The following is a 26222-nucleotide window of genomic DNA, read 5'->3' as shown; positions in this document are numbered from 1 at the left end:
AAGGGGACCAAAGTTGTCGGAGCGACCAGGAACCCTCGCTGACGATCCGTACAGCGGTCGGCACCCGACCAGCCACGAACGGCTGACGGGACTGCCCTGGGATGCGTCGTACCACGACGGCCCGGCGCCGTGGGATATCGGCAGGCCGCAGCCGGCGATTGCGCGTTTGGCATCCGAAGGCGGATTCGCCGGAGCGGTGCTCGATGCGGGCTGTGGGACCGGCGAGAACGCTCTTCACGTCGCTTCGCTGGGATTGTCGGTTCTGGGCGTTGACGTGGCGGAGACGGCATTGGCGATCGCCCGGGCGAAGGCCGACGACCGTGGGATCGAGGTTGAGTTCGCTGCGGCCGATGCGTTCCAGTTGGAGGGTTTGGGGCGCAGGTTTCAGACGGTGCTGGACTGCGGACTGTTCCACACCTTCGACGGCGACGAGCGACCGGGATACGTGGCGAGTCTGGCCTCGGTGACCGAGCACGACGGAACCCTGTATGTGTTGTGTTTCAGTGACGATGGTCCCGATACTGGCCCGCACCCGATCAGCGAGGAAGAGCTGAGAGCCGCGTTCGACTCCAGCACTGGATGGAGTGTCGTCACCATCGAACCAGACCGGATTCAGACGAGATACCACGACGACGGCGCACCGGCCTGGTTCGCGAAAATTGTCCGTTCTCAAACACCGTCGATTTGAGCCATGGCCGATCTGGCCCCCATGTCCCTACGGGTAGCCGCGACGCTCGGCCTGGTGGAGCGCGCGGAGAGGGCGGGACCTCCGCGCCGGCACTACGACGCCGCTTCTACTTAACATAATGTACATTATCGGCTCACGTGAGTCGGGCTCTCGTGACACCCGAGTCGGGCTTTGACGTCGCCCGAGTCGGGCCTTCGCGACACCCGAGTTCCTGTTCGCGTGAGGGGAACTCGGCGTGCGCCGTAGCCGGACTCGCGTGTCAGGAAGGCCCGACTCGGGCGTCACCCGAGCCCGACTCAGGTGTCACGAGAGCCCGACTCGCGTGTCAGCGAAGGCGCTCGAGGTCCCGGGCGGTGTGTGCCAGTTGCCGCGCCATGTGGCGTAACTCGTCGGCCTCGACGCCGTCCTCTGCGGCGGTGACCACATCCTCGGCGGCGCAGCGCAGTTGGAAGAGCCGGTCCAGCAGCGTGGCGATCTCGGTGTCGGACAGCACGACGGCGTCTTCCGGAAGACCTGTGCGCTGGAGGGCGCTTCGCCGCTCGTAGGCACGTTGGCGGCAGGACTGGCCGCAGTACCGCCGCCGCCGCCCCACTGTGGTCCCCTGCTCCAACCTCCGGCCACACCATCCACAGTGCCGTGCCGCCGTTTCCCGCCGCAACCCTGAAACGTCACGTGACGTTTCAGGGCATTCCACCACCGCATCGCTCACGGGCATGACCCTAACCGGCCACCGAACGCTCATGACGTGGCCACGCCGATGGCGCACACTGGAGCTCGTGCAGATCAACCACCCTTACCTCACCAGCGCCGGCCCCCGAGCGTTCGCGCACCGCGGGTGGCATCTGGACGACCTTGGTGACATGGAGAACTCGCTGTCGTCGTTCCGGCGCGCCGTGGCCGAGGGCTACGAGTACATCGAGACCGACGTGCACGCGACCGCCGACGGCGTTGTCGTGGTGCATCACGACATGCTGCTCGACCGCACGACCGACGGCTACGGCCTGATCGGGAAACAGCCCTGGTCGGCTGTGCGGCGGGCGAGGATCGGCGGGCGGGAGCCCGTCGCGCGGCTGGAGGACATACTCGAGGAGCTGCCGGACGCCAAGTTCAACGTCGATGTCAAGAGTGGCACGGCGGTGGAACCGTTCGTGCGGACGATCGAGCGCACCGGTTCCTACGAACGGGTCGCGGCCGCGTCGTTCTCCGACGCGCGGCTGGCGCGGCTGCGCAAACTCGCCGGACCGAAACTGCTCACCGCGATGGGCCCGCGTTCGGTCGCCACGTTGTGGGCCAACGGCTGGTGGCCGTGGCCCCGGCTGAACCTCCCGGCCCAGGGCTCGATGGCGCAGGTGCCGGTCCGGCAGGGTGTGTTGCGGGTGATCGACCGTTCGTTCCTGCGCGCCGCCGCCCGCGCCGGGATCGAGGTGCACGCATGGACGATCAACGACCCGGTCCAGATGCGTGCGCTGCTCGACCTGGGCGTGCACGGAATCGTCACCGACCGGCCCGACCTGCTGCGCGACATCCTCGTCGAGCGCGGCGTTTGGCCGGCCACGTCCCGGTGAGGCCGCTCCCCTGTGCCCGGCTCAGGCCCGCAGCGGTTCCTCGTGCGTTTCGCCGAAGGCTTCCCGCAGTCGCGTCTCCTGCTCGGCGGAGAGGTTGGTGGTGATCAGGGAGGCACCCGTCTCCTTGAACTGTTCGAGCACCCGGTCGACGACGGCCTCGGAGGAAACGACGAACAGGGCCGAGGTGCCCGGTGTGACCTGTTGCCGGATGGTGTGGATGAAGTCCTCGTCGATACCGGCATGTGCCATCGACCCGGCGAGCGCGCCGACCGCGGCGCCCACGGCCATGCCCAGCAGCGGCACGAAGAAGATCAGCCCGAACAGAAATCCCCAGAACGTGCCCCCGAGCACGCCCGCTCCGGTGAGTTTGCCCAGTTCCCTCGTCTTCGGCTTCTTCCGGTCGTCGGGCCAGTAGACGTAGGCGGCGTCGCTGATTTTGATCAGCTGTTCCTTCTGCAACTCCGACAGCAGGCCGAGCGCGTTCTCGGCGCCGTCCGCCGAATCGAATTTCCATACCGTCAAGGTGGCCATTTCTTCGCCTCCACTGGACTGGGAAATCACCCGTTACAGGGCATTGCCGCCGTATGGGCCCAAGATGGGCCATACGGCCATAAGGGCACTGTGGTCAAAGGCCACCCGGGCGGCATCACCCGTCACGCGTGAGCGGTCCGCTCGCGGGCGGCCCGGGCCGCAGAATCTCACCCGGCGTGGGCGAGGACCTTCCGCCGGTGCCCGTCCGACGATCGTTGGCGAGCCGGGAATCCGGCACAACCAGACAGGAGGGGCCATGAGCCAACACGCGCATCCAGGTACCGGTACCGCCGGCGGTGTCCGAACGGCACCGGCCGGCGAGCGCACCGAGGCCAGGTCGGCATGGCTGGGCTGGATCTGGTTCGCCGGCGCGATGATGATCCTGCTCGGTCTGTTCAACGCCATCGAAGGTGTCGTCGCGCTGTTCAACGACCGGTACTACGTGCTCGGACCGCAGGGTCTGCTGGTGTTCGACCTGACCGGCTGGGGCTGGGTCCACCTGATCATCGGCGCGCTGGCCGTGGTGACGGGGATCGCGCTGTTCAGCGGCGCCACCTGGGCACGTGTCGTGGCGGTCGTGCTCGCGGTCATCAACGCGATCGCGCAGCTGGCGTTCCTGTCCGCGCATCCGGTGTGGTGCACCATCGTGATCGCGCTGGATGTGATCGTCATCTGGGCGCTCGTCGTGCATGGCGCGGAGGCCAAGCGTGCGGCGTTCTGATCAGGGTGCCGCGCCCGCGACGGCGGCTCCCGCGCGGCGGCCGGAGAAGACGCAGTCGGCGATCGACAGGCCGCTCACGTAGGACTCCGAGCAGACGCCGACGGCGGTGCGCCCGGCGGCGTAGAGACCGGGGACGACGGAGCCGTCCGCGCGGCTGACCGCGCCCGACTCCTCGTCCACGGTCAGCCCGCCGAGGGTGATCATCGGGCAGGGGACGCCGCGTCGTGTCCGAAGTGAACAGTCGAACGCGTGGTAGGGGCCGGTCTCCAGCGCTTGGACGTACTCGGCGTCCTTGCCTGTCGCGTCCGGCCCGCCCGCTCCGGCCTCGGTGTTGTAGGTGTGGATGGTCCGGCGGAGCCGGACGGGGTCGATTCCGGTGCGCTCGGCCAGGGCTTCGATGGTGGTGGCCTTAACGTGCCCGGCGGTGAACAGGTAGGTTGCCTGCCACCGCTGGAACCACAGGGTCTGGCTGGAGAGTTGGCTCTTCGCCTCGTCGAGGATCCGCTGGTCGACGATCAGGTAGGCCTTCGCGTCGGGTTGCCGGATGATGTGGTCGCCGACCCGTGCGCCGTAGTAGAGCTCGTTGCACACGCGGTCGCCTTCGCGGTTGACCAGCACGCCTTTCACGAGCGCGAGCGGCGGGGTGAAGAACCGCCAAACCGACACCCGGTGCATCCGGGTGGTCGCCCCGCCCACCGACTCGCCCAGCCGGATGCCGCTGCCGTCGTCGCCGATCGTGCCCAGGGACCACCCGCGGCGGTATTCCGGGGCGTGTTCGGCGAGCATCTTGCGGTTGAACACGAAGCCTCCTGCGGCGAGAATCACTCCGCGCCGGGCACGGAAACGTCGGGTGACCCCGTGCTTGGCCTCCAGCCGCAGGATCGGGCCGTCCAGCAGCTTGCCCGCCGGGCGGAAGTAGATGTTGAGTTTCCGGTTGTACCGGGACAGCAACCGGTGCAGGCTCCGCTGAAGTGGCGCGGTACGGGGAATCTCCCGGCATTCGACCCCGGTCACGCGGCCGGTGGAGTCGGTGAGCAGCTTGGTCACCGCGGTCTGCCGCCGCACCCGGACCCGGCGGGTGAGCGCCGCTCGCTCGAGCGCTTTGAACAGCACCTTCCCCGAGGTTCCGCGGCCTTTGGCGCGGTGTCCCCGTGGCGCGGGCGGCGCGGCGTCGCGGAACGGCGACGCGAGTTCGCTGCCGGAGTAGTAGAGGTAGTAGTCGTTGGTGGGATAGGACGTCTTGATGGGCGACATGCTGCCCTGAAAGGGCACCCCGTGGCCGGCCAGCCAGTTCAGGTTCTCGACGCTTTGCGCGCAGAAGCGGCCCAGCGTGTCGTCCGAGACGGCATCCGCGGTCTCGAGACGGAGGTAGTCGAACATCGCCTGGACGCTGTCGTCGTAGCCGGCCTCCTTCTGGTGGACCGTGCCGCCGCCGGCGTAGACGATGCCCCCGCTGACGACCGTGGCGCCGCCGCCATTGAACCGGTCGACCACGAGCACGTCGGCGCCGTGGTCGGCGGCCTCGATCGCCGCGCACGCACCTGCCCCGCCGAAGCCCACGATGACCGCATCGGCCTCGCCATCCCAACCCTCGGGCATTGACCGCTCCTTAACCGGCTTGTCCGCCCCAGAGTGTAGAACGTGTTCTCTTTTGTGTCGATGTCGCTGCCCTACGTAGGACTTTCGGCCGGAGTCTTTCGCCTCTGGACGGGCCTTGTCATCGAGAGTGAGCTGGTTGTTTCGAGTATCGAGGAGGCGACATGAGCGCTCCCACCATCGAAGGGCTACGCGAGCTGGTACGCGGTGCCGTGATCACCAGAGACGACGAGGGCTACCAGGAGGCACGCCGGGTCTACAACGCGATGATCGACCGGTATCCCCTGGTCGTGATCCGGCCGGTCAACGTGGGGGACGTGATGACCGCCGTCGACTTCGCGCGGGGCAGGGGGGTCGATTTGGCCGTGCGAGGCGGGGCGCACAGCGTTCCCGGCTCCGGCACCTGCGATGACGGCGTGGTGATCGACCTGTCGGCGATGCGCGGGGTGCGCGTCGATCCCACCAGCCGCACGGCCCGCGCGGAGGCCGGGGCGACCTGGGGAGACTTCAACGCGGCCACGCACGCGTTCGGCCTGGCCACGACGGGCGGAATCATCTCCACCACCGGGATCGCCGGGCTCACCCTCGGCGGTGGCATCGGCTACCTCGACCGCGGCTTCGGGCTGTCCTGCGACAACCTCGTCTCCGCCGACGTCGTGACCGCGGACGGGCGGTTTTTGATCGCCAGTGAACGGGAGAACGAGGACCTGTTCTGGGCGCTGCGCGGAGGCGGCGGCAACTTCGGCGTCGTGGTGTCCTTCGAGTTCCGGCTGCATCCGGTCGCCGAGATCTACGGCGGGCCGATGTTCTTCGAACTGGCCGCGGCCGCCGATGTGATGCGTTTCTATCGCGAGTTCATCGCCGACGCCCCGGAGACGTTTGGTGGTTTCCCCGGGTTCCAGATCGCGCCGCCACTGCCGTTCATTCCGCCGGAGCGGCACGGTGAGCCGCTGGCGTTGTTCGTGTCCTGCTGGGCGGGCCGCCTCGACGAGGGTGAGCAGGTGCTCAAGCGGTTGCGGCAGGTCGCCCCGGTCGTGGCCGAGCTGGTGGGCCCGCTCCCCTACCCCGCGCTGAACACAGCGTTCGACGCGCTGGTGCCGCCCGGGCTCCAGCACTACTGGAAGGCCGCCTTCGCCGTCGACCTGACCGACGAGGCGATCACGGCCCACCTCGCGCACGGACCGAACCTGCCCGCGGTCAACTCCACGGTGCACATCTACCCGATCAACGGCGCGTGCCACCGTGTGGCGCCGGAGGACACCGCGTTCGCCTACCGGGACGCGAATTTCGCCACCGTCATCGCCGGGATGTGGCCCGATCCTGCCGTCAATGACGAGGGGATCCGGTGGGTCCGCGACTACTACGCCGCGATCGCGCCCCATTCCGAGGAAGGCGGCTACGTCAACTTCATGGCGGGCGACGAGCAGGACCGCGTCCGCCCCAGCTACAAGGGTAACTATGACCGGCTCCGCGAGATCAAGAGGCGGTACGACCCGGACAACCTGTTCCACCTGAACCAGAACATCAAGCCATAGCCGTCCACGCGATGGCGCCGGTCTCCGGCCCTGCCTGCGCCACCGCTGTGCCGTCGGGAGCCCAGATGCCGGACCGGCCGGCGGCCGGGGCGAAACCTCCGCCGGTCGAGCCGGCGAAGCTGGCCGTGGCGACCCACACGTTGTGGTCGGCCGTCACGCGGCGGGCGTTCTCGTCATGAAGGTTCGCCTCGTCCTCGCCGTGCACGATCCCGGCGACGTAGCCGTCGATGCCGAGCGCGGCGGTGTCGGCGGCGTGTTGCGGGATCCTGGTGTCCTTGCAGATGGCCAGGCCCAGCCTCCAGCCGTCGATGTCGAGCACGACGGGCTTGCCGCCCGGGGCTGAACCGTTCGGCCTCGGCCGTGCCCAGCCACATCTTGCGACAGGCCACCGTGACGCCCGTTCCGTCGACGGCCAGGACGGCGATGTGCTCGCCCACCACGGGGGGCGCCCACCAGCGCCACCGAGCCGGTCCGGGCGCACGCTTCGACGATGGGCGCCAACCGGACATCCCCTTCCGCGATCGGCGGGGCATTCAGCTCGTAGCCCGTCAGCGACAACTCGGGGAAGACGACGACCCGGGTGGCCACGGCGCGGACCACCTCCGCGTGCGTGACCGCGTTCGCCACCACATCGAAGGACACCAGCCGCGGCTGGGCGACGGCGAGGGAAAGTGGCCTTCGCATCCGAACTCCCCAGGTAGAAAAGCCAGAGCCCGATCGTATCGGCCCGGCGTGCGCACAGTGATCGCCCTACTGGATACACTCCCCACCACTGACACGGAGAGTGACCCTCAAGGATCGATCATGGTAGAGGCTTCCCCGAAGATCGTTGTCGTCGTCCCGACGTACAACGAACGGGAGAACCTGCCCATTCTCGTCGGCCGGCTCGCCGAGCTGCCGCCACCGAACCTGCACGTGCTCGTGGTGGACGACAACTCGCCGGATGGCACCGGCGAGGTCGCCGACAAGCTTGCGACCGAATCCCCGGATTCGGTCAGCGTGCTGCACCGCACCGAGAAGGACGGGCTGGGCCGCGCCTACGTCGCCGGGATGACCCGAGCGCTGGAGGACGGGGCGGACGTGGTGGTCCAGATGGACGCCGACCTGTCCCACCCGGCCGAGGTGATCCCGACCATGGTCGAGAGGCTGCTGACCAAGGACGCCGCCGTGGTGCTGGGCTCCCGCTACGTCGCGGGCGGCTCGACCGCCGACGAGTGGGCGTGGCACCGCAAGGCCCTGTCGGCGTGGGCGAATTTCTACGTCAACGCGATCCTGCGCCTGCGCGTGAAAGACGCCACCGCCGGGTTCAAGGCGTGGCGGGCCGAGACCCTCCGCGCGATCGACCTGCCGTCGATCCGCAGCAACGGCTACTCGTTCCAGGTCGAGATGAACTACCGGGTGGTGCGGCGCGGAGGAACCATCCTCGAGGTCCCGATCCGGTTCTCCGAGCGCGCCGAGGGGGCGTCGAAGATGAGCCTGGCCGTGCAGCTCGAGTCCGCGCTCACGCCGTGGAAACTGCTGTTCGGCAAGAAACCGAGCTGACTGTCTGGGGTTCAAGCGCCAGCCCCTTTCACCGTAAAAGGGACGAACAGTGCAGCTGCCACAAGTTCGCCGTGTGCCGCGGTCTATGTGCGCGGCGGCGGGTCCGGGCGAGTACGCTCCTGCCTAGGAGTGCTTTCCATGGCGACCGACGTGATCATCCACCTCGCCGACAACCCGGGCGAACTGGCCCGGGTGGGCGAGTTGCTCGGCGGTCACGGGGTGAACATCGAAGGTTTGTGCACGGTGACCCGCGGGGGCGGGCGGGCCGAGGTGCATCTGCTGGTCGAGGACATGGCGGGCACGTTCACCGCGCTGAACGAGGGCGGCATTCCGATCGTCTCCGAGCAGGAGGTCGTCCTCGTCCCGGTCAAGGATCGGCCGGGGGTGCTCGGCGACGTCAGCCGCCGGCTCGGCCGGGCCGGCGTGAACATCAACCTGGCCTACCTGGCCACCAACACCAGGCTCGTCCTCGGCGCCGATAATCTGGCCGCGGCCAAAGCAGCCATCACCTGACCCGCGAGTTGCGCGCGAGTCCCCCGTTCCCGTCGCGGCGCCGTGGGTCAGGGTGCCTCAGCCCATGGCTTTGCCGGTCGGGTTCGATGAGCGCGACGACCCGCTGCTCGCCGCGTGGGTAGGGGCCGCCGGTGTACTTCGCCGAGATCCGGTCGACGATCTCCCATGGCGGAGGTTGTCGGCGCGGCTTTGCCGGGGACGAGGGTCATCGCTCGACCTCGTAGTGGAGGTGGGTGACGCCGGGCGCGGGGACGGCTTCGACGAGACGGAGACGCACGTGCTCGGGCAGTGCCTGGAAGAAGGGCCGGCCGCCGCCGAGCAGGACCGGCACCTGGTGGAGGACCACCTCGTCGACCAGGGCGTGCTCGAGCGCCGACCCTACGACCAGCGACCGCGGCACGAGTACCACCTGACGGAAAAGGGCGCCGAACTGATAGACCTGCTCATGGTCATGACCGGTTGGGGGGACAAATGGCTCGCGGGCGAGGCCGGCCCGCCAGTGCTCTACCGCCATCACGCGTGCGGCGAGGTCAGCGGTGTCGACCTGCGCTGCGCCCACTGCGGCGACGCGATGCACGCAAATGACGTCGACCTGCTGCCAGGCCCCGGCACAGCCGGGTGACCGAGACAGGGGGCCCGCCGGGATACGCGCGAAGGGGCAATGAGTCGTCGTGCGGGCCGCGTGACCAGCGGGTATTCGCGGTGACCTCCGGCTGATCAGGTGCTGCTTGTCGCTGCGGCGAAGTCGGCGTGGGCCTGGTCGACGGCCTCAGGGTGGGCCTGCCGTTTCTCGTGTTCGGCCAGGGCCCGGTAGATGCTGGCGATGCTGGGGTTTTTCCCGCGGCGTTTGCCGGTGGGGATGTAGAGGTCCGGTCGGATGTCCTCGACGGACTCGCCGTTCGCGCGTCGGCGTAGCACGGTGTGGAGCATGTCGTCGGTGATCACCGGTGGTCGGCCGCCGTGGTTTCCCTTGCGCGCGGCGGCATTCAGGCCTTCCAGTGTGGATTCGCGGATGGTCTCGCGGTCGGTTTCGGCCATGGCGGCGAAGAACCCGAACAGCATCCGGCCGGTCCCGGACGGGTCGTAGATCCCGGCGATCGGCCCGGCGAGCATTTCCAGCAGGATGCCGTGCGCGGTGAGGTGATCCGCGAGGGCGGTCAGCTCGGCGGAGTCGCGGCCGAGGCGTTTCATCTCGTAGACGGTGAAGATGACGCGGCAGTGCGGGGCGTGGGCCTTGATCTGCCGGGCCGCCTCAAGCGCGGCCTCGAACTGGGGCCGGACCCGGATGCGGGTGGAGATCTTCTCGGAGAAGATCTTGTCGCGGCCGATGCCGTGCGCGGCGAGGGCGTCGAGCTGCGACTGGAGTTCCTGAGTGAGGTGCGAGCAGCGGGCGTAACCGATGCGGATGTCCGCGCTCGGGGTGTCCGGCGCGATCGGCGCCGGCGGCGGGGTGCCCGGCCGCCACGGCTGACCCGGCCCGCGGTCGGCCGGGGTCGGCACGCGCAGTTCCTTCGCCAGCCGAGCGACCTTGGTGAACCGGCCGGTGTGATACGTCCCGGCAGCCGCGCCGGAGCGGGACCGGACCGCGGGCGGGGAACCCGGCGCGGTCCGGTGATCACCTCGGCCGGACTGTCCGAAAATGGCCAGGCAGCCGAGGCTGGTCACGGCCTGTGGGTGAACTTCTCGAAGTAGGCCGGTTCGTTGTCGGGGGCGACCGTCAGGCCGAACACGTAGAACACCGTGTTGCCCTGAGCGTCGCGGCCGTCGGCCCAGCCGGGGCCGGTGGACCAGGCAAGCGGGCCGGGGTTGGCGGGGTGCTGAGCACGGAACCCGTCGAGATCCGCGATCGCCTTTTCGACGGACTCGTACGCCGTCGCGAGGATGCCGGGCTGGGCGGACGTGGTGCGGTCGTGCACCACGTACGCGGCTCGCTTGCTGCTCGTCATGGCCGCCATAGTGCCAGCCGCAACCGGCAGCCGACGATGTTGACGGCCTGTACTCCTCGGAAGGCCAGCACGGGGTCGCTCAACAGTGCCTTTCGTTGTCAGCTGGCCTTGATCTCCCTGGTCGCGACCCCGTTGTCACCGCAAGGTCCTTCCAGGCGAGCTGGTTGGGGCACCGGCCTCGCGGGGCTGGGCTTTTTGTGGGCATCGTGCTTCACTCAACCCATGCCCACAAAAAGCCCAGTTGAGGATGAGGTGGTCGCCGCGGTCGGGCGGCTGCTGCGCCGCGGCCTGCCGGTCACCCCGGCGGCCGCGGATCCGGTGCTGCTCGACCTGCGCGGCGTCGTCGCGCGGGCGGTCGATCCGGCCGACGAGGCCAGCCGCACTGCGGCGCTGGACGGCACGCTGCGCGGCCTGCTCGCCCGCTTTCCCGACCCCCGCTACGCGCCGGCGGCGCGGGCGCTGTTCGGTCTGCCGCCGGCTGAGCCCGGCCAGAACCTGACGGTGCGCCGCGACCTCGCGGCCGAGCAGGCCGGGCACGAGGTGCACCACTTCCGCAAGCGGGTCGAGCCGCGCCTGGTCGAGAAGGTCGCCTGGGAACTGCTCGCGGATGCAGACCGGTTCACTCGCTCGCCGATGATCGCGCCGCGGCTGGCGCCGGTGGCCGAGCGGCAGCCGGTGCAGGCGGACCCGTTCGCCTGGGAGGTCGCCGAGCACGAGGAACAGCTGTCCCGGCTGTGGTCGGCGATCTACGCCGCCCGCGCCGAACTGCTGGCCGTCGAGCGGCTGATCAGCCTGCACGCGGACCGGATGGACATCCTCCAGACCGCGGTCACCGCCGCGTGGAGGTGGGCCGCCGCTCGCGCCGAGGCGATCAGCTACACCACCGCGTTCGCCCCCGAGCCGGACGCCTCGGCAGAGGAGCTGGTCGCGCTCGCGGGCTGGACCCCTGTCTTGACCGAGGCGCAGGCGTCCCGGTTGACCGAGGCCGCCACCGGCGGCGCCAGCCGGGAGCAGTTCGTCACCGCCCTGCACGGCGAGACCGGCATGGGCAACACCTGGACCGAAGGCTTCCTGACCCGCACCCCATCCCCCGAGAACACCATCGAGCAGAACGGAACACAGTCTTGACCAGCACGAACCCCGCCCTGGCCGCCGTCCTGAAGGAGGCGGCCACCGGCGCCCCGCGCCGGTTTGTCATCACCGGCGGCCCCTCCTCCGGCAAGGACGACCTGATCGCCGCGGTGCACGCCGCCGGCATCCCGTGCATGGCCGAGGAACCCGGCCGGGAGATCTACCGTCGCCACCGCGAGCGCCTCGGCCGGCACCTGCTCAAGGAGGACCGCCGCGAGTACTCCCTGGAGGTGCTGGACGCGTTCGTCGCCGAGTACACCGCCCACCAGCACGGGATCCGCTTCTACAACCGCGGCATCCCCGACGGCTACGGCTGGGAAGGGTTCTTCGGCCTGAAACCGACCACCGAGCTGGAAGACGCCACCCGCACCTACCGCTACGACGCGATCTTCGTGCTGGACCCGCTGGACACCTTCGAGGACCCCGACGACATCGTGTGGGCCAAGGACCGCGAGATCCGCCGGGTGCACGAGCTGATCGTGCAGGGCTACTACGACGCCGGCTACGAGCCGGTGTTCGTCGCCCCCGACTCGCCGCCGGCGCGGCTGGACTTCATCTGCGCCAACCTCCGCCTGCCCAAACCCAGCCGAGGAGCGTGAATCGCGTTGCACGCCAACGGAAAGCCTCACCCTGAAATGGCGAGGGCGTTGTCTCGCAGCGGAAAGCCGTCACTGCTGATCTCTCCGAACAGCGTGCTGGCCAACGCGCTGCTGCGCTCGATCGACATCCTGCGCCCCCGCGTCCTGGCCGCCCGGCCGGCCCGGATCGAGTTCGTGGTCGGCACCCAGATCAACGGCGCCCCGCACCTGGGGACGAACCTGGTGCAGACCGCGGCGTTCCTGCTGGCCAAGATCGCCCGCCGCGAGTTCTCCATCGACACCACCGTGCGGTTCGGCGTGCTGGACAACGCCCCGCACGACGTCGTGCTCGACCCGGAAACACACCACGCCTACCAGCAGACCTACGTCCACGCCCTGGGCAAGGACGGCATCGGCGAGCTGATCGAACGCTACTACCGGGCGTTCTTCGACTCGCTGTCGGCGGCCACCGACACCGACTACGTGGTCGAGACCTACACCGACCAGCAGGCCACGCCCGGCTTCCGGGCCGAGTTTCTCCGCACCCTCGAACGGCTGGAGGACATCCGCTGGTGGATGGCGCCCAGCCACGGCGTCGTCCACGTCCGCATCCCCTGCCCGTCCTGCGGGTGGGCGGAGAAACGCGGCGATCGGACGAAACTGGCGCACCTGGACGAGGACGGCGCCACGTTCACCGCGGTCTGTTTCGACCACGGGCCCTACGAGGTGCACATCGACCCCGAGGACGACGCGCCCTACCTGGACCTGGCGACGCTGTACCGGAACCTGGTCAAGGAGCGTGCCCTCGGCCGCGACGAGCGCACGCTGCACGTGATGATGAAGGGCGGCGACTGGACCTTCGGCTGTCAGCTTGTCGACGGAGCCCTCGGCGCGCTGGCCACTCCGCCGGCGCAGATGCCGAGCCGGATCTTCACCCCGCAGGTTCTCGCTCCGACCGGGGCGAAACTGTCCAAATCGCTGCTGCGCGAGCGCGGCGCCGACGCGCTCCCGGCCGACGTCGAGCCGTGGATGCTCGACACCACCGCCTGGCCCGGTCCGGTCGACGACTACGTCGACGCGCTGGTCTGGCTGGTCGGCGAGCTGCTGACCGACCCGAAACACTTCTTCCGATCGTTCACCGTCAAGGAACTGGGCCGCCTGATGACCGTACGTCCCGCCGAACCCGCCGTCCGCGCCCACGAGATGGGCATCTACAAGCGCTACTTCGACCTGATCGCCACCGGCCGGAAAACCACCGAGATCCGGGTCAACGACTCCAGCCGCAAGAAGATCAAACCCGGGTCGCTGATCCGGTTTCGCTGCCAGGGCGACACCGTCCTCACCCGCGTCACCGCGGTCAACCGGTACGCCAGCTTCGAGGAGATGTTCGACCACCAGGACGTCGCCTCGGTCAACCCGCTGGCCACCCGCGCCGACCAGCTCGCGAACATCCGCCAGATCTACCCGCCCGAACGCGAAGCCCTCGGCGTCGTCGCGATCGGCATCGAGCTCGTCGACCCGCCCCGCCCCGCCTGACGGGCAGGTCCCCGGCGCTCGCCCGATGCGGCGACCGCCGAGGACACCCACCGCCCCGGGCCTGATGCCCTGGGGCACACGACATCCTGCCTGACCAGCAGGTCAGCGACGGAATCCGGCCCGTATCCCGGCCACCACGGCGGGGTACGGGCCGACGTGGTTGAGGGTGTACCAGCCGCAGATCCAGCGCAGCAGCGCGATCCGGGACAGCCGCCACTCGTCGGCGGCGTCGATCAGCACCTCGCGGCAGAGGTCTTCCCTCAGCCGGACCAGCACCTCGTCCTCGGCGGCGCGGCTCATCGTTCCCCACCACAGGTCGCGGGGCAGGTCGAGCACGTCGGCGAGGATCGCCGCGGCGGCGACGCTGGTGCCGTTGCCGTTGTAGCCCCAGCCGAAAGTGTGCCCCTCTATATTGCTGGTCTGCGGCCGCAGACGGCGCAGCACCGTCACCGACTCCCGCTAGCGCCAAGCCCTCTCCGGCGGATCAGCCGATGACAGGATTGGTGGCCTTTCGGGGTTGAGGGTGTTACCCGGATAACGGGCCATTATCCGGTGGCCCCGATCCACAATGAGACTGGAACTGGCCACCCCCAAATACGTCTCACCGGTCAGACCGCCAGCCGCCGCACCGATCCGGGCGGCGTCGCTTCGCCGAGCAGGCCGCGGCGCGCCAGTTCGGGCCGGACCCCTTCACCGAACCAGTAGGCCTCCTCCAGGTGCGGATAGCCGGACAGGACGAACTCCTCGATGCCGACCGAGTGGTACTCCTCGATCAGGTCGGCCACTTCGGTATGGCTTCCGACGAGGGCGGTGCCCGCCCCGCCGCGGACGAGACCGATCCCGGCCCACAGGTTCGGATGGATTTCCAGCCCGCGCAGACCGTTGCCGAGCCCACCACCGTGCAGCGCGACCATCCGCTGCTGGCCCACCGACTCGCTGGCCACGAGCTGTTGCTGCGCGCGCCGGACCTGTTCGGGGCTCAGCGCGTCCAGCAGCTTCTGTGCCTCCGCCCAGGCTTCGGCGGCGGTGTCCCGGGAAATTGTGTGCAGCCGGATACCGAACCGGACGCGGCGGCCTGCCTGCTCGGCGAGCCGCCGGACCCGGCCGATCTTTTCGGCCACCTGCTCCGGAGGTTCACCCCAGGTCAGGTAGACGTCGGCATGCCGCGCGGCGACGGGCAGCGCGGCCGGGGACGAGCCGCCGAAATACAGCGCCGGCACCGGATCGGGTCGCGCGAGCACCGTGGCGCCCGCGACACGGAGATGTTTGCCCTCGAAGTCGAACGGCGTGCCGCTCCACACTCCGCGCACGATGGTGAGGAATTCGTCGGTCCGCGCGTACCGCTCGTCGTGGTCGTGCCAGTCGCCGAACCGTTGCTGTTCGACGGCGTCTCCGCCCGTGACGATGTTGAGCAGCAACCTTCCCGAGGAGATCCGCTGGTAGGTGGACGCCATCTGCGCGGCGAGCGTCGGCGAGATCACGCCAGGCCGGAAAGCGACCAGGAACTTCAGCCGTTTCGTCTCGCGGATCAGCGCCGCGGTGACCAGCCAGGCATCCTCACACCAGGTCCCGGTCGGGGTGAGCACACCCTCGAACCCCAGTTGTTCGGCGGCCCGGGCGATCTGTGCGAGGTAGTCGATGTCGGCGGCGCGCTGCGCGGTGGGGCCTTGGGATCGGTTCCGGTGAAAGCGTTCGACGATCGTGCGGCCGTCGCCGGAGGTCGGCAGGAACCAGTGCAAGGTCAACGCCATCTTCTCATCCCCTGACGGCGGCGAGGTCGGGCGCGAACCGGTCGTCGACGACCGCGGCGAAGTCGGCCTTGCCGGTGAGCGCCTTGTCTTCGGTGAACGCGTCGGCGAGCTGCTGCTCGGAGTCGATCACTGTGGCGTCCAGCGCCACGGGTTTGTCGAACCTGTTCTGCACCGCGGCGGCGGTCACCTCCGGTTTCAGCCCGGTGTCGGCGGCCCAGGCCCGCGCCCACTCGTCGGGGTGTGCGGTGGCCCAAAGCTGGGCCTTCGCGACCCGCACGACGTAGTCGCGCATCGCGGTGTTCTTGCCCGCGTTGCCGAGCGCGGCCTTTCCGGCGATCTGGAAGGAATAGCCGTTGGCACTTCCGGTGCCGTCGACGAGCACTCGCGCGCCGGAATCCAGTTTCGCTTGCGAGGTATAAGGTTCCCAGATCGCCCACGCATCCACCTCGTGCTGGGTGAACGCGCTGTAGGCGTCGGCGGGTTGCAGGTAGGACAGCTTGACATCCTTTGTGGACAGACCGGCTTCGCGCAGGTTGTAGAGCAGCTGACCGTGCCCCGAACTGCCCTTCGCGACGGCGATTCGCTTGCCCTTCAACTCGCTCACGTCGTGCAGGAGCGAGTCCGCCGGCACGAGCAACGCGTCCCCGGCCACCCCACTGTGTGCCGCGGCCACAACCGAAATCTTCGCGGCGGCCGCGGCACCGAAGATCGGTGGCGTGTTGCCGACCCGGCCGATGTCGATGGCGCCCGCCGAGGCGGCTTCGACCAGCGGTGTGCCGGAGGTGAACGTGGACCATTCGATCCGGTACGGCAGGTTGTCCAACTGCCCCGCGGCCTTCAACATCGCCAGCGACCCGCCCTTCTGGTCGCCGACCTTGAGCGTGACCTTGGCCAGTTCGGCCGCGCTCACCGAAGGTGGAACGGCGGCGGTCCCGCCGGAGTGCCCGCCACCACACCCGCTCAGGCCGAGGGCCAGCAGGATCGCAAGGCTGATCAACCTGCGCGCCCGGTTCCGGATGGACTGCACGCGAAACTCCCCTGACAACAACAGATTTCCAGCAGACTTCCGACAGCCGTGATGGTGGCCAGGGTGGTCCAATCCGGTCAAATGCTCCCAGCTTCCGGGAAGGTCCAGATGGTGAGAAGCGAAATGGGAAGGGCTGCCGGCGCTTACCGTGATCGCCGTGCACCACTCGACCATCCGCAAGGTTCTCCCCGTCGGCGCGGCCGTCCTGCTCGCCACCGCCTGCTCGTCGGCCGCCACGACGGGCGCCGACGCTGGGCCGCCACGTTCCGGCGGCACGCTCACCCTCGCCGTCGGCTCGAACCCGGACTGCCTCGACCCGCAACAGGTCGGCACGAACGCCGCGCTCAACGTCGGCCGCCAGCTCGTCGACTCGCTCACCGACCAGGACTCGGCGACCGGCGAAATCAAGCCGTGGCTGGCCGAGTCCTGGGAGACCAACGCGACCTCGACCAGTTTCACCTTCCACCTGCGCAGTGGCGCGACCTTCTCCGACGGCACCCCGGTGGACGCGCCGGCGGTCAAGACCAGCTTCGACGGGATCAAGGCGCTGGGCGCGAAATCCTTGCTGGGTTCCGGCTATCTCGCCGCCTACACCGGCAGCACGGTGCTGGACCCCCGGACCGTGCGGCTCGACTTCTCCGCCCCCAGCGCGCAGTTCCTGCAAGCCAGCTCGACGATGTCGCTGGGTGTGCTGGCTCCCGCCGCCTACCGGAAGACGCCCGACCAGCGGTGCCAGGGCGACGGACTGATCGGCTCCGGGCCGTTCGTGTTCGAAAGCTTCAAGCAGAACTCCGAACTGGTCATCGCCAAGCGCAAGGGATACGCCTGGGGTTCCTCGCTGTGGAAACACCAGGGTGAAGCCTACCTGGACAAGATCGACTACAAGATCGTGCCGGAGCCCGGGGTGCGCACCGGAAGCCTGTTGTCGGGCCAGCTCGACGCCACCACCGAGGTGCAGCCCGTCGACGAGGCACAGTTCCAGGGCAACGGCTTCACGGAGTCGACTCGTCCGAATCCCGGCGTGGTGTTCAACCTGACCGCCAACGTGACCAGGGGCGTGCTGGCCGACGAGAAGGTCCGTCAGGCGGTCGGCAAGGGCGTCAACCGCCAGGAGGTGACCGAAACCGTGCTGAGCCCCAACTACAAGCCCGCCACCAGCATTCTCGCCTCCACCACTCCCCTCTACACCAACCTGTCCGCCCAGCTCGCCTACGACCCGGCAGGCGCGGCCGCGCTCCTGGACGGCGACGGCTGGGTGCCCGGGCCCGACGGGATCCGGACGAAGGGCGGCCAGCGCCTGGGCGCCAAGGTCGTCTTCGCGGCGGCGTTCAACCAGAGCCAGAGCGTGCTGGAACTGATCCAGCAGCAGCTTCGCAAGGTCGGCTTCGACCTGGCGATCGAACTGCACACGACGGCCGAAACCCTGCAGATCCAGCAGAGCGGCGCCTACGACTTCCTCTGGTACAACGTGACCAGGGCCGACCCGGACATCCTGCGCAACCAGTTCTCCGCCAAGGCGGGCAACCGCAGCCACCTGCCCGCCGGCACTCCCCTGGACACCGCGCTCGACCAGCAGGCGGCCACCGCGGATTCCGCCGCTCGCAAGCCCGGAGCCGAACAGGCGCAGCAGCTCATCGTGGACCACGCCTACGCCATCCCGGTCTTCGAGCTGACCCAAGTGGTCGCCTCCAGCTCGAGGGCGCACGGCGTGTCTTTCGAAGCCTCGTCGCGGCTGCAGCTGTTCGACGCATGGGTCTCATGAGAAACCACGTGATACGGCGGATCCTGCAGGCGCTGGTCGTCCTGTGGGCGGCGTTCACGCTGTCGTTCGTGATCCTTTACCTGCTGCCGGGCGACGCGGTCCTCGCGAAGCTCGGCGGCGGCGAAGGCGCGCAGACGGTGACGCGGGAACAGCTCCAGCAGGCACGCGAGGCCTACGGGCTCAACGACCCCTGGCCGGTGCAGTACGGCAAGCGCTTACTCGCCGCGCTGCACGGCGATTTCGGCACCTCGATCGCCACCGGTGACAGCGCGGCCCACCAGGTGCTGTCCGCGCTCCCACCCACGCTCGCGGTGACCGGGCTCGGCCTGGCACTCGCGGTGCTGTTCGGGGGCGGGGTCGCGCTGCTCGGCACCTACACGCGCTTCCGCTGGCTGAACAACCTCCTGCTGTCGCTGCCTTCGCTGGGCACCGCGCTACCGGTGTTCTGGGTCGGACTGGTGCTGATCCAGATCTTCTCGTTCCGGCTGCGCGTGCTGCCCGCGCTGGGCAACCACGGCGTGCAGTCGCTGGTCCTGCCCGCGATCACCCTCGCGCTGCCGACCGGCGCGGTGATCGGCCAGGTACTGGCGAAAAGCCTGCGAACCCAGCTCGCCGAGCCCTACATCGAGATCGTCATGGCGAAGGGGGCGAGCCGGGCCAGGGTCCACTTCGGACACGCGCTACGTAATGCGGCAATGCCCGCGCTGACCCTGGTCGGCGTGGTGAGCGGCCAGCTGCTGGCCGGCTCGGTGGTGACCGAGACGGTGTTCTCCCGGGAGGGCATCGGCCGCGTCACCGCGAGTGCGGTCAGCCTGCAGGACATCCCCGTGGTGCAGGCGGTGATCGTGCTCGCCGCGTTCTTCTTCGTCACCATCAACCTGCTGGTCGACCTGCTGTACCCGCTGCTCGACCCGCGAACCCGGAACCGGGAGGCGGCCCGTGGCTGACATCGCGACCCTGACCCGCTCCCGGTTCCTGCTCCGCAGTCCCGGGCTGGTGCTGTCGGTGCTCGTGGTCGCGCTCGTCCTCGGCTGGGCACTGGCGCCGAGCCTGTTCACCGGCTACGACCCACTCGCCGGGATTCCGCGCCAGAAACTGAAGGGCCCGTCGGCGGCGCATCTGTTCGGCACCGACGAAACCGGCCGCGACATCTTCGCGCGAGTGGTCCACGGCACGGGGCTGTCGTTGCGGGCCACGGTGCTCGCCGTGCTGATCGCGCTCGTAGCGGGATCGATCATCGGGCTGATCGCCGGTTCGCGCGGCGGCTGGCTGGACTCGCTGATCATGCGGATCGTCGACGTGTTGCTCGCCGTACCGTCGATCCTGCTGTCACTGGCCCTGGTGACCGCGCTGGGCTTCGGCACCACGAAGATCGCGGTCGCGGTCGGGGTGGCCAACGTGGCGCATTTCGCCCGGCTGATGCGCGCGGAGGTGCTGCGGGTACGCACCGGCGTCTACGTCGAAGCGGCCAGAGCCGGCGGAGTCCGGTGGCCCGGCGTGCTCACCCGGCATGTGCTGCCGAACGCCTCCGGCCCCGTGCTGGCGCTGGCCGTGCTCACCTTCGGCGTCGCCGTCCTGGAGATCTCCTCACTGAGCTTCCTCGGCTTCGGCGCCGCGCCACCGGCACCGGAATGGGGCTCGCTCGTCGCGGGTGGCCGCGCCTACCTGGCCGTCGCCTGGTGGATGACGACCCTGCCCGGACTGGTGATCGCGGCCGTCGTCCTGGCCGCGAACCGTATTTCCCGCGCGCTGGAGGGAGCGAACCGTGGCGAATAGCGAACTCCTGGCCATCCGGGGGCTGTCGGTGTCCTACCGCTCGGTGCCCGCGGTGCGGGACGTCGACCTGACCGTCCACTCCGGACAGATCGTGGCCGTCGTGGGTGAGTCTGGCTCGGGCAAGAGCACCACCGCGCACGCCGTGATCGGGCTCCTCCCCCGTGGCGGCCGGATCGACACCGGGTCGATCACCTACGCCGGACGGTCGCTGCCCGGCCTGTCCGAACGCGGCTGGCGGTCGGTGCGCGGACGGGAGATCGCGCTCGTGCCCCAGGACCCGACGGTTTCGCTGAACCCCGTGCAACGGGTCGGCAGACAGGTCGCCGAAGTGCTCCTCATCCACGGAACGGCGGACCGGAAAACGGCGCCCGCGCAAGCGGTGGAACTGCTCCGGCGGGCCGGGATCGACGAGCCGGAACTCCGCGCCCGGCAGTACCCACACGAACTGTCCGGTGGCCTGCGGCAACGGGTACTCATCGCCGCGGCGCTCGCCGGACGGCCGAAGCTGATCATCGCGGACGAACCGACCAGTGCGCTCGACGTCACCGTGCAGCGGCAGATCCTCGACCATCTCGAAGAACTCGCCGCCGAGTCGGGCACCGCGGTCCTGCTGATCACCCACGACCTCGGCGTGGCCGCGGACCGCGCCTCCCGGATCGCGGTGATGTCCGAAGGGCACGTGGTCGAGGAAGGTTCCGGCGGCGCGGTCCTGGCCGCACCCGCCGACCCCTACACCCGGCGTCTGCTGGCCGCCGCGCCAAGCCTCGCCGGCGAGCCGATCCGGCCACCGCGCGCGCCCGGCGAGACGCTGGTCTCGGCGCGTGGCCTGACCAAGGACTTCTCCGGCAGGACCGCGGTGGAGCAGGTCAGTTTCGACATCCCACGCGGCCGGACGCTCGCGCTGGTCGGCGAGTCGGGCTCGGGCAAGTCGACCACCGCACGCCTGCTGTTGCGGCTGGAAACCGCCACCGCCGGCACGGTTTCCTTCGACGGCGAGGACATCACGAGCCTGCGCGGCGAACGGCTGCGGCTGCTGCGGCGCCGGATGCAACTGGTCTACCAGAACCCGTACGCCTCGCTGAATCCGAAACTCACCATCGGCCGGATCGTCTCCGAACCACTGCGCGCGTTCGGAATCGGCGACCGGAAGCGGCGCGCGGCGGAGCTTCTCGACCAGGTCGCGCTGCCCGCGTCGATGCTGACCCGGAAACCGGCGGAACTTTCCGGCGGCCAGCGCCAGCGGGTCGCCATCGCGCGAGCGCTCGCCCTGCGGCCCGAGTTCGTCGTCTGCGACGAGCCCGTGTCCGCATTGGACGTTTCGGTGCAGGCCCAGATACTGCGCCTGCTGGCCGATCTCCAGGACGAACTGGGCCTGACCTACCTGTTCATCTCCCACGATCTCGCCGTCGTGCGGCAGATCGCCGACCAGGTCGGGGTCATGCGGGCAGGCCGGCTGCTGGAACTGGGCCCGGCCGACGAGGTCCTGCGCACACCACGGCACGAATACACCCAGGAATTGCTCACCGCGATTCCGGGAAGCAGAACACCGGAGGCCGCATGAAATTCGCGTTGTACTCGTTGGTGGCCAACTATTCCGGCGGCATGAGCCAGCGTGACCGGCTGCGCCGGGTCATCGACGAAGCGGTGTTCGCCGAGCAACTGGGGTTCGACGCCTACGGCGTGGGCGAACGCCACGGCGAGCCGTTCCTGTCTTCGTCTCCCCCGGTGATCCTGGCCGCCGTCGCGGAAAACACCGAACACGTCCGCCTGCTGACCACGCTGACCGTGATCAGCGTGCTCGATCCGGTCCGCGTGGCCGAGGACTACGCCACCCTGGACCAGCTCTCCGGCGGGCGGCTGGAACTGATGATCGGCAAGGGTAACGACCCCCGCCATTTCCCGCTGTTCGGGCTCGAGGAAAGCCGGCAGTGGGAATACCAGGCGGAGAAGTTCGAACTGCTGCGCCGGCTCTGGTACGAGGAGAAAGTGACCTGGTCCGGGCAGTTCCGGCCACCACTGGACGAGATCACCACCCAGCCACGACCGTTTCACGACCGGCCCCGGATCTGGCACGGCAGCGCGTCCAGCACCGAACCGACCGAGCTGGCGGCGAAATGGGGTGACCCGCTGTTCACCGCGAACGGCTTCCATCCCAAGAAGAAATACGCCGACCTGATCGACCACTACCGGCGACAGTGGGCCGACTACGGCCGCGACCCGGCCGACGCCCTCGTCGGCTCAGGTGCCGGCGGCCTATACGTGGCCAGCACCTCGCAGGCCGCCATCGCGGGCTACCGGCCCCATTTCGAGGCGCTCACCAAGACCGCCGCCTACCAGCACAACAGGTCCGAGTTCACCACCTTGGAAGAGAAGATCGCGAACGGTTCGGCGCTGGTCGGCAGCCCGCAGCAGGTGATCGACAAGATCGGGGACTACCACGCCTCCTTCGGCCACGAAGTCCAAGCCGTCTCCGTCGACGGGTTGGACACCGCCGAGGCCCGCGACGTCCTGGAGCTTTTCGCCGCGGAAATCATGCCCCAGGTACGCAAGGACCTGCCTTCGCGTGCGTGGGCCGAGCCTCAGGCGTGATCGGCGCAGCACGGGGTCGGATTCGGCACCTCGGGCGGCGCGTAGTGCCCCGGCCATAGCGGCGTGACACTCAGGACCAGCTCGCCGTCGCGCCATTCGGGACGGTCGTCTTCGCCGGGCTGACCGGTTCCGCCGACCACGGCCAGGCGTGTGATCGCCGAACGCGCCAGCACGGTGCCCGGTCAGCGTCCCGGTCAGCGCGGCATGACCCGGATAGATCACCGCCGGGCCCGCCGCGTGGGACACGCGCTCGACCACCGCGTCTTCCGCGGCCAGTTCGGGCCGGCCGGTACCGGACGCGACACCAGCCCGCGCCGCCTCGGCGAGTAGACGGGGTCGTTGTGGAAGCCGTTCGTGGTGAAGTCGGTGCCGGGGCCGCGCACCGAGGTGTCTGCGTGGACGTTGTGGGAGTCGGAGGTCGCGGTGATCCACCACGGCTTGCCTTCGGCGAGCAGGCTGTGCCAGAGCCCGCCCACTGTGGCGGCCATCCAGTCGAAGCCACCCCAGGTCCGGTAGCTCTCCAGCGGGTAGCCCGGGAAGGAGTCTGCGCTCGGGCTGTTGTCGTAACTGCCACGGGCGCCACCCGGTCCGTGCGGTGCGGGCGGCCCACCGGCCTGGTGCCCGTGGCGCGCCTTCGATGCCGACCGCGATGGTGGTCGCGCCAGGCGCGGATCTCATGCGGGGAGTCGATACCCTTGCGGGCCGGGTGGTTGGCCAGGAACAGCGCGCGGGCCACACGGCGCAGACGGACCGCGTCGGCGAGGAAGCTCACCCCGGCGATGGCCAGCGCCTCGTAGGCCGTCGTGCCTGCCGTGGTGCCCTTCGCCGCGCCGCTGTAGCCGGTTTCGAACGCCTTGAGCAGCGCGACCTCGTTGCGGCCCGGATGCACGAAGACGGTGCCATACCCGGCGGCCGGGATGTTCCACTCCAGTCCCTGGAAGACCAGGGTGCCAGGGATCCGCGCGCGGGCTGCCACGATGTCCGGGTTGACCTTCTCTCGACCCCGATCTTGGCGTGCATCTGGCTGCCGTGATCGGTGATCACCATCCAGTCGAGGCCATAGGCACCGGCGTGCCGCACCTGGTCGATCACCCGGTACTTGGCGTCGGAGCTGTACTGAGTGTGGATGTGGTGGACACCAGCCACCCGGGTGGGCCATCGCCGTGCCCGCGGTGAGTACGCTGCCCGCCGCCAGGCCAGCGCCCAGCAGTCCGGCCCGGCGGAACATCGACCGCCGGGGCACCTCGTCCGGGATCTCGGTGTCCATCGCGAAGGCAGCGAAACCTCGCCGTGATCGTGATGGCCCAACGGAAAACCTCACTCGTACCCCGACCGGTCATACCGGGCACAGCCTCACGGCTTCGGGAGACCTGGCATGAACACCAAGGGTGAGCCGGGTGTCACAGAAAACAACCCGGACTCTGGGCATTGTTGTTTTTTGGGTGGTTCGTGGTGACGATATGGGCGAGTGGCCCAACGACGTCATGCCGTATATGGCGTTATACACTTGCAGGCAGTGAAAGGCGCCCGCCCTGAGATCGGCAGCGGCAGGCGCCTTCCCACTCGGGCCGATCCGGCTCAACCGCCCAAGCGACGGCGCCCGCTCCGCCGAAAGTGTGTGCAACGCCGGCGCGGCGTACCCGTCTCCATGCACGTGATCGGTGAGCGCGACGATCACACAGCAGACGGCGGAAGGCCGGATTGTCGGTGTGCGAGATCTCCGCGGACAGGTCACCGAGGTAGGCCGCGCTGAGCCACAGCCTCCTCGTCGGTCAACTCGAGGTGCATCCGGATCCCCTCCTGACGCCGGTTACTCAGGATGCGTCTCCGTGTGCCACCGACAGGACCGGGCCGCTTCGAGAGCGGAAGGGACCACTCAGGCGATGGCCGCCTCCCGTGGCTTGGTGAGCTGGACGAAGATCTCCTGCACAACGCGGACGATGACGGCTTCCAGCAGCAGCATCCCGGCCTTGGCGAGAATGGTGGCGAACAGGTCGGGCATCAGGGGTCTCCTCCGTGCCAATGTCGGCGTTTCCGCAGGCCACGGTCATTCATCGGGGTGACCGCTCCACGGGTTCCAGGTGACCCGTAAGTGAACTGATTCAGAAGAGGTGGTGACAATGCGGACGCTCTGGCAGGTCATCACCGGTTTCGAGACAACAGCTCTGCCACGGCTGCCGCAACACTCGTCGCAGTAGCCCGCGAACGCCTTATCCACCACTCCCCCGCGCCCGCGCCTGACTGCTCTCCCGGCCGGCCCGAGCGATCATCGTGCCGAACGCCAACACGCCCGCGACCGGCCACTCGACCAGGCCGAACACCGCCATCAACCCGAGCCCGCCGTAGTAGGCGAGCTCACCGGGAGGCAGCAGAGCCGGGCGCACCGATTTCACCGCCGCGCCCACGTTGTTCTCTGTACTCACTCTCGGTGACGGCAACCGAACGTCAGGGCTGCGCAAACGTGGCATCCGGAACTGGAGCGTGACGAACGGAAGCGTGAGCGTCCGCGCCACAGGCTCCCGAACCTCCCTACCACGCTCTTCGCGCGGCCGCCCGGCCTGGCTTCGAGGAGAAGACGCTGCTGCCATCGCAGGCCCCTTGGACAGAGTTTCTGAGACCCAGGTCATACTACAAGCCCAAACAGGCCAACGTGAACCGCGCGGCAGGCCGCTGATTTTGGACGTTCGCCGACGTCTATCCACTTTGCACTTCTCGCGTTTGCGGCGCCTCCCCTGGGCCCAGCCTCGACGCCTCTACCTACCCCTCTCCCATCCCATCTATAACTCTAAGTAATCAATTGAAGGTTGTCACCCTGCGTCACCATGCGGCCTTATACCGCACCTGTCGATCTCGTCGTGCAACGGCCCCCCAATGCCGAAGCCCTCCCGCATCGGCTACCCTGTTGTCCAGCAAGTCCGAGTGGCGGAATGGCAGACGCGCTAGCTTGAGGTGCTAGTGCCCGTAAAGGGCGTGGGGGTTCAAGTCCCCCCTCGGACACCGGCACTATCCCTACGGGCCGGACGGATGGTTACATCCACGGCCCGTTCTTCTGCCTGGTACATCATCTCCAGGGCCAGTTCCTCGTAGAAGTCCTGCAACTTCTCCGGGCTCGCGCTGTTCAGCGCCCGGCCCCGGTCACTCAGTGAATCGATCCGTGCGTAGACCTCGGCGACGTCGGCCGTCGCGCGCTCCGGTGCCCGCTCCAGTTCGTTCCGCGCGGCGGCTCGCTGGGCTTGTGCGTCGTTGATCGCCTCGACGAGTGCGGCGGGCTCGACCCCGGCTTCGATCGCCGCGCGTAGCCGCCGTAGCTTCGCCTCAGCAGTGTCGAGCCGCTTCTTGGCCGCGTCGTGTGCGCTCGATGCGTTCGCGCCGCCCTGCGACTCGACCAACGCGGCCACCGTCTGGTCAACTTTCTCGTAGGCGAACAGTCCGCCG

General features: G+C 68.9%; 28 protein-coding genes, 1 tRNA gene and 4 pseudogenes. 17 read left to right on the top strand and 16 right to left on the bottom strand.

The features are described from left to right. Positions 1-13: 13 nt before the first annotated feature. Positions 14-688: a class I SAM-dependent methyltransferase gene (locus VJT49_RS11715; RefSeq protein WP_324164784.1), complete on the top strand. Its 675-nt coding sequence runs from the start codon at positions 14-16 to the stop codon at positions 686-688. 325 nt (positions 689-1013) lie between these two features. Here VJT49_RS11715 and VJT49_RS11710 read toward each other — a convergent pair whose 3' ends face one another. Continuing rightward, positions 1014-1403: a hypothetical protein gene (locus tag VJT49_RS11710; protein WP_324164783.1), complete on the bottom strand. Its 390-nt coding sequence runs from the start codon at positions 1401-1403 to the stop codon at positions 1014-1016. A 25-nt stretch (positions 1404-1428) separates the two neighbouring features. Here VJT49_RS11710 and VJT49_RS11705 point away from each other — a divergent pair, with 25 nt between their 5' ends. After that, the gene (locus VJT49_RS11705; protein ID WP_414635915.1) at positions 1429-2253 is read left to right on the top strand and encodes a glycerophosphodiester phosphodiesterase; all 825 of its coding nucleotides are present in this window, start codon (positions 1429-1431) and stop codon (positions 2251-2253) included. Between the two features lie 21 nt (positions 2254-2274). Here the strand turns inward: VJT49_RS11705 and VJT49_RS11700 are convergent, their stop codons facing one another. Then, entirely contained in the window at positions 2275-2784 is a 510-nt protein-coding gene (locus tag VJT49_RS11700; protein ID WP_324164781.1) for a DUF1269 domain-containing protein, read from the bottom strand. Between the two features lie 256 nt (positions 2785-3040). On the opposite strand from VJT49_RS11700, the gene VJT49_RS11695 reads away from it, so the two are divergent. After that, positions 3041-3505 (top strand): DUF7144 family membrane protein, encoded by a 465-nt coding sequence (locus tag VJT49_RS11695; RefSeq protein ID WP_324164780.1) that lies wholly within the window; start codon positions 3041-3043, stop codon positions 3503-3505. Here VJT49_RS11695 and VJT49_RS11690 read toward each other — a convergent pair whose 3' ends face one another. Next, on the bottom strand, positions 3506-5104 hold the full coding sequence (locus tag VJT49_RS11690; RefSeq protein ID WP_324164779.1) for an FAD-binding protein: 1599 nt from the start codon (positions 5102-5104) through the stop codon (positions 3506-3508). A gap of 161 nt (positions 5105-5265) precedes the next feature. Between VJT49_RS11690 and VJT49_RS11685 the strand changes: the two genes are divergently transcribed. After that, positions 5266-6636, top strand: a complete 1371-nt coding sequence (locus VJT49_RS11685) for an FAD-binding oxidoreductase (protein ID WP_324164778.1) — start codon at positions 5266-5268, stop codon at positions 6634-6636. Here the strand turns inward: VJT49_RS11685 and VJT49_RS11680 are convergent. Together VJT49_RS11680 and VJT49_RS35175 are read right to left on the bottom strand one after the other, a co-directional pair. Then, positions 6626-7117, bottom strand: a complete 492-nt coding sequence (locus tag VJT49_RS11680; protein WP_324164777.1) for a nitrilase-related carbon-nitrogen hydrolase — start codon at positions 7115-7117, stop codon at positions 6626-6628. The two genes, VJT49_RS11685 and VJT49_RS11680, sit on opposite strands and share 11 nt — an antisense overlap. Beyond that, a pseudogene (locus tag VJT49_RS35175) lies at positions 7096-7320 on the bottom strand (nitrilase-related carbon-nitrogen hydrolase); the annotation flags it as partial. The gene VJT49_RS11680 and the pseudogene VJT49_RS35175, both read right to left, overlap by 22 nt. A gap of 120 nt (positions 7321-7440) precedes the next feature. Here VJT49_RS35175 and VJT49_RS11675 point away from each other — a divergent pair. Further along, positions 7441-8178 carry a polyprenol monophosphomannose synthase gene (locus VJT49_RS11675; RefSeq protein WP_324164776.1) on the top strand — a complete coding sequence of 246 codons (738 nt, stop codon included), beginning with the start codon at positions 7441-7443 and terminating at the stop codon, positions 8176-8178. Between the two features lie 138 nt (positions 8179-8316). Next, positions 8317-8691, top strand: a complete 375-nt coding sequence (locus tag VJT49_RS11670; protein ID WP_324164775.1) for an ACT domain-containing protein — start codon at positions 8317-8319, stop codon at positions 8689-8691. Between the two features lie 205 nt (positions 8692-8896). Here VJT49_RS11670 and VJT49_RS11665 read toward each other — a convergent pair. Beyond that, a pseudogene (locus VJT49_RS11665) lies at positions 8897-9076 on the bottom strand (dihydrofolate reductase family protein); the annotation flags it as partial. Between VJT49_RS11665 and VJT49_RS11660 the strand changes: the two are divergent. Continuing rightward, positions 9032-9313, top strand: a pseudogene (locus tag VJT49_RS11660) (winged helix-turn-helix transcriptional regulator); the annotation flags it as partial. The pseudogenes VJT49_RS11665 and VJT49_RS11660 overlap by 45 nt on opposite strands. Before the next feature lie 95 nt (positions 9314-9408). Here the strand turns inward: VJT49_RS11660 and VJT49_RS11655 are convergent. Together VJT49_RS11655 and VJT49_RS11650 are read right to left on the bottom strand one after the other, a co-directional pair. Continuing rightward, positions 9409-10356, bottom strand: coding sequence for a recombinase family protein (locus VJT49_RS11655; RefSeq protein ID WP_324164773.1), 948 nt, complete (start codon positions 10354-10356; stop codon positions 9409-9411). Continuing rightward, positions 10353-10637 carry a hypothetical protein gene (locus VJT49_RS11650; protein WP_324164772.1) on the bottom strand — a complete coding sequence of 95 codons (285 nt, stop codon included), beginning with the start codon at positions 10635-10637 and terminating at the stop codon, positions 10353-10355. Before VJT49_RS11650 ends, VJT49_RS11655 begins: the two co-directional genes overlap by 4 nt. A 222-nt stretch (positions 10638-10859) precedes the next feature. On the opposite strand from VJT49_RS11650, the gene VJT49_RS11645 reads away from it, so the two are divergent. Genes VJT49_RS11645 through VJT49_RS11635 form a run of 3 tightly spaced genes read left to right on the top strand, consistent with a single transcriptional unit; the run spans position 10860 to position 13882 of the window. Next, on the top strand, positions 10860-11765 hold the full coding sequence (locus VJT49_RS11645; protein ID WP_324164771.1) for a hypothetical protein: 906 nt from the start codon (positions 10860-10862) through the stop codon (positions 11763-11765). Further along, positions 11762-12367, top strand: a complete 606-nt coding sequence (locus VJT49_RS11640) for an ATP-binding protein (RefSeq protein ID WP_324164770.1) — start codon at positions 11762-11764, stop codon at positions 12365-12367. The genes VJT49_RS11645 and VJT49_RS11640 overlap by 4 nt, the downstream gene beginning before the upstream one ends. A gap of 36 nt (positions 12368-12403) precedes the next feature. Beyond that, complete coding sequence (locus VJT49_RS11635) at positions 12404-13882, top strand: ASCH domain-containing protein (RefSeq protein ID WP_324164769.1); 1479 nt, start codon at positions 12404-12406, stop codon at positions 13880-13882. A 102-nt stretch (positions 13883-13984) separates the two neighbouring features. On the opposite strand, the gene VJT49_RS11630 is transcribed toward VJT49_RS11635, so the two are convergent. The 3 genes from VJT49_RS11630 to VJT49_RS11620 all read right to left on the bottom strand — a co-directional run bounded on the left by VJT49_RS11630 (position 13985) and on the right by VJT49_RS11620 (position 16660). Then, a complete protein-coding gene (locus VJT49_RS11630) occupies positions 13985-14332 on the bottom strand; it encodes a DUF6166 domain-containing protein (protein WP_324164768.1) in 348 nt (115 codons plus the stop codon). A gap of 158 nt (positions 14333-14490) precedes the next feature. Further along, a complete protein-coding gene (locus tag VJT49_RS11625) occupies positions 14491-15633 on the bottom strand; it encodes an LLM class flavin-dependent oxidoreductase (RefSeq protein WP_324164767.1) in 1143 nt (380 codons plus the stop codon). Positions 15634-15637: 4 nt separating this feature from the next. Then, on the bottom strand, positions 15638-16660 hold the full coding sequence (locus VJT49_RS11620; protein WP_422652935.1) for an ABC transporter substrate-binding protein: 1023 nt from the start codon (positions 16658-16660) through the stop codon (positions 15638-15640). 157 nt (positions 16661-16817) lie between these two features. On the opposite strand from VJT49_RS11620, the gene VJT49_RS11615 reads away from it, so the two are divergent. Genes VJT49_RS11615 through VJT49_RS11595 form a run of 5 tightly spaced genes read left to right on the top strand, consistent with a single transcriptional unit; the run spans position 16818 to position 22787 of the window. Then, positions 16818-18422 (top strand): ABC transporter substrate-binding protein, encoded by a 1605-nt coding sequence (locus tag VJT49_RS11615; protein WP_324164766.1) that lies wholly within the window; start codon positions 16818-16820, stop codon positions 18420-18422. After that, complete coding sequence (locus VJT49_RS11610) at positions 18419-19369, top strand: ABC transporter permease (protein ID WP_324164765.1); 951 nt, start codon at positions 18419-18421, stop codon at positions 19367-19369. Before VJT49_RS11615 ends, VJT49_RS11610 begins: the two co-directional genes overlap by 4 nt. Continuing rightward, complete coding sequence (locus tag VJT49_RS11605) at positions 19362-20198, top strand: ABC transporter permease (RefSeq protein ID WP_324164764.1); 837 nt, start codon at positions 19362-19364, stop codon at positions 20196-20198. The genes VJT49_RS11610 and VJT49_RS11605 overlap by 8 nt, the downstream gene beginning before the upstream one ends. Continuing rightward, entirely contained in the window at positions 20188-21759 is a 1572-nt protein-coding gene (locus VJT49_RS11600) for an ABC transporter ATP-binding protein (protein WP_324164763.1), read from the top strand. Before VJT49_RS11605 ends, VJT49_RS11600 begins: the two co-directional genes overlap by 11 nt. Then, complete coding sequence (locus VJT49_RS11595; protein ID WP_324164762.1) at positions 21756-22787, top strand: LLM class flavin-dependent oxidoreductase; 1032 nt, start codon at positions 21756-21758, stop codon at positions 22785-22787. Before VJT49_RS11600 ends, VJT49_RS11595 begins: the two co-directional genes overlap by 4 nt. Here the strand turns inward: VJT49_RS11595 and VJT49_RS11590 are convergent. After that, entirely contained in the window at positions 22778-22960 is a 183-nt protein-coding gene (locus VJT49_RS11590; protein ID WP_324164761.1) for a hypothetical protein, read from the bottom strand. The genes VJT49_RS11595 and VJT49_RS11590 overlap by 10 nt on opposite strands. A 45-nt stretch (positions 22961-23005) precedes the next feature. After that, positions 23006-23275 (bottom strand): hypothetical protein, encoded by a 270-nt coding sequence (locus VJT49_RS11585; protein ID WP_324164760.1) that lies wholly within the window; start codon positions 23273-23275, stop codon positions 23006-23008. A gap of 149 nt (positions 23276-23424) precedes the next feature. Here VJT49_RS11585 and VJT49_RS11580 point away from each other — a divergent pair, with 149 nt between their 5' ends. Continuing rightward, the gene (locus VJT49_RS11580) at positions 23425-23820 is read left to right on the top strand and encodes a hypothetical protein (protein WP_324164832.1); all 396 of its coding nucleotides are present in this window, start codon (positions 23425-23427) and stop codon (positions 23818-23820) included. 843 nt (positions 23821-24663) lie between these two features. Here VJT49_RS11580 and VJT49_RS11575 read toward each other — a convergent pair. After that, positions 24664-24789 carry a hypothetical protein gene (locus VJT49_RS11575; RefSeq protein WP_324164759.1) on the bottom strand — a complete coding sequence of 42 codons (126 nt, stop codon included), beginning with the start codon at positions 24787-24789 and terminating at the stop codon, positions 24664-24666. 208 nt (positions 24790-24997) lie between these two features. Continuing rightward, positions 24998-25210, bottom strand: a complete 213-nt coding sequence (locus VJT49_RS11570; protein WP_324164758.1) for a hypothetical protein — start codon at positions 25208-25210, stop codon at positions 24998-25000. 490 nt (positions 25211-25700) lie between these two features. Between VJT49_RS11570 and VJT49_RS11565 the strand changes: the two genes are divergently transcribed. Then, positions 25701-25784: transfer RNA gene (locus VJT49_RS11565), tRNA-Leu, on the top strand. Here the strand turns inward: VJT49_RS11565 and VJT49_RS11560 are convergent. Continuing rightward, positions 25766-26222 (bottom strand): annotated as a pseudogene (locus VJT49_RS11560) (recombinase family protein); the annotation flags it as partial. The gene VJT49_RS11565 and the pseudogene VJT49_RS11560 overlap by 19 nt on opposite strands.

Origin of the sequence: Amycolatopsis sp., assembly GCF_035276945.1 — a bacterium.
In the GTDB taxonomy this organism is placed as follows: Bacteria; Actinomycetota; Actinomycetes; order Mycobacteriales; family Pseudonocardiaceae; genus Amycolatopsis_E.
Note: the sequence above shows the minus strand (reverse complement) of the source record. Positions and strands in the feature narration are given on the sequence as shown.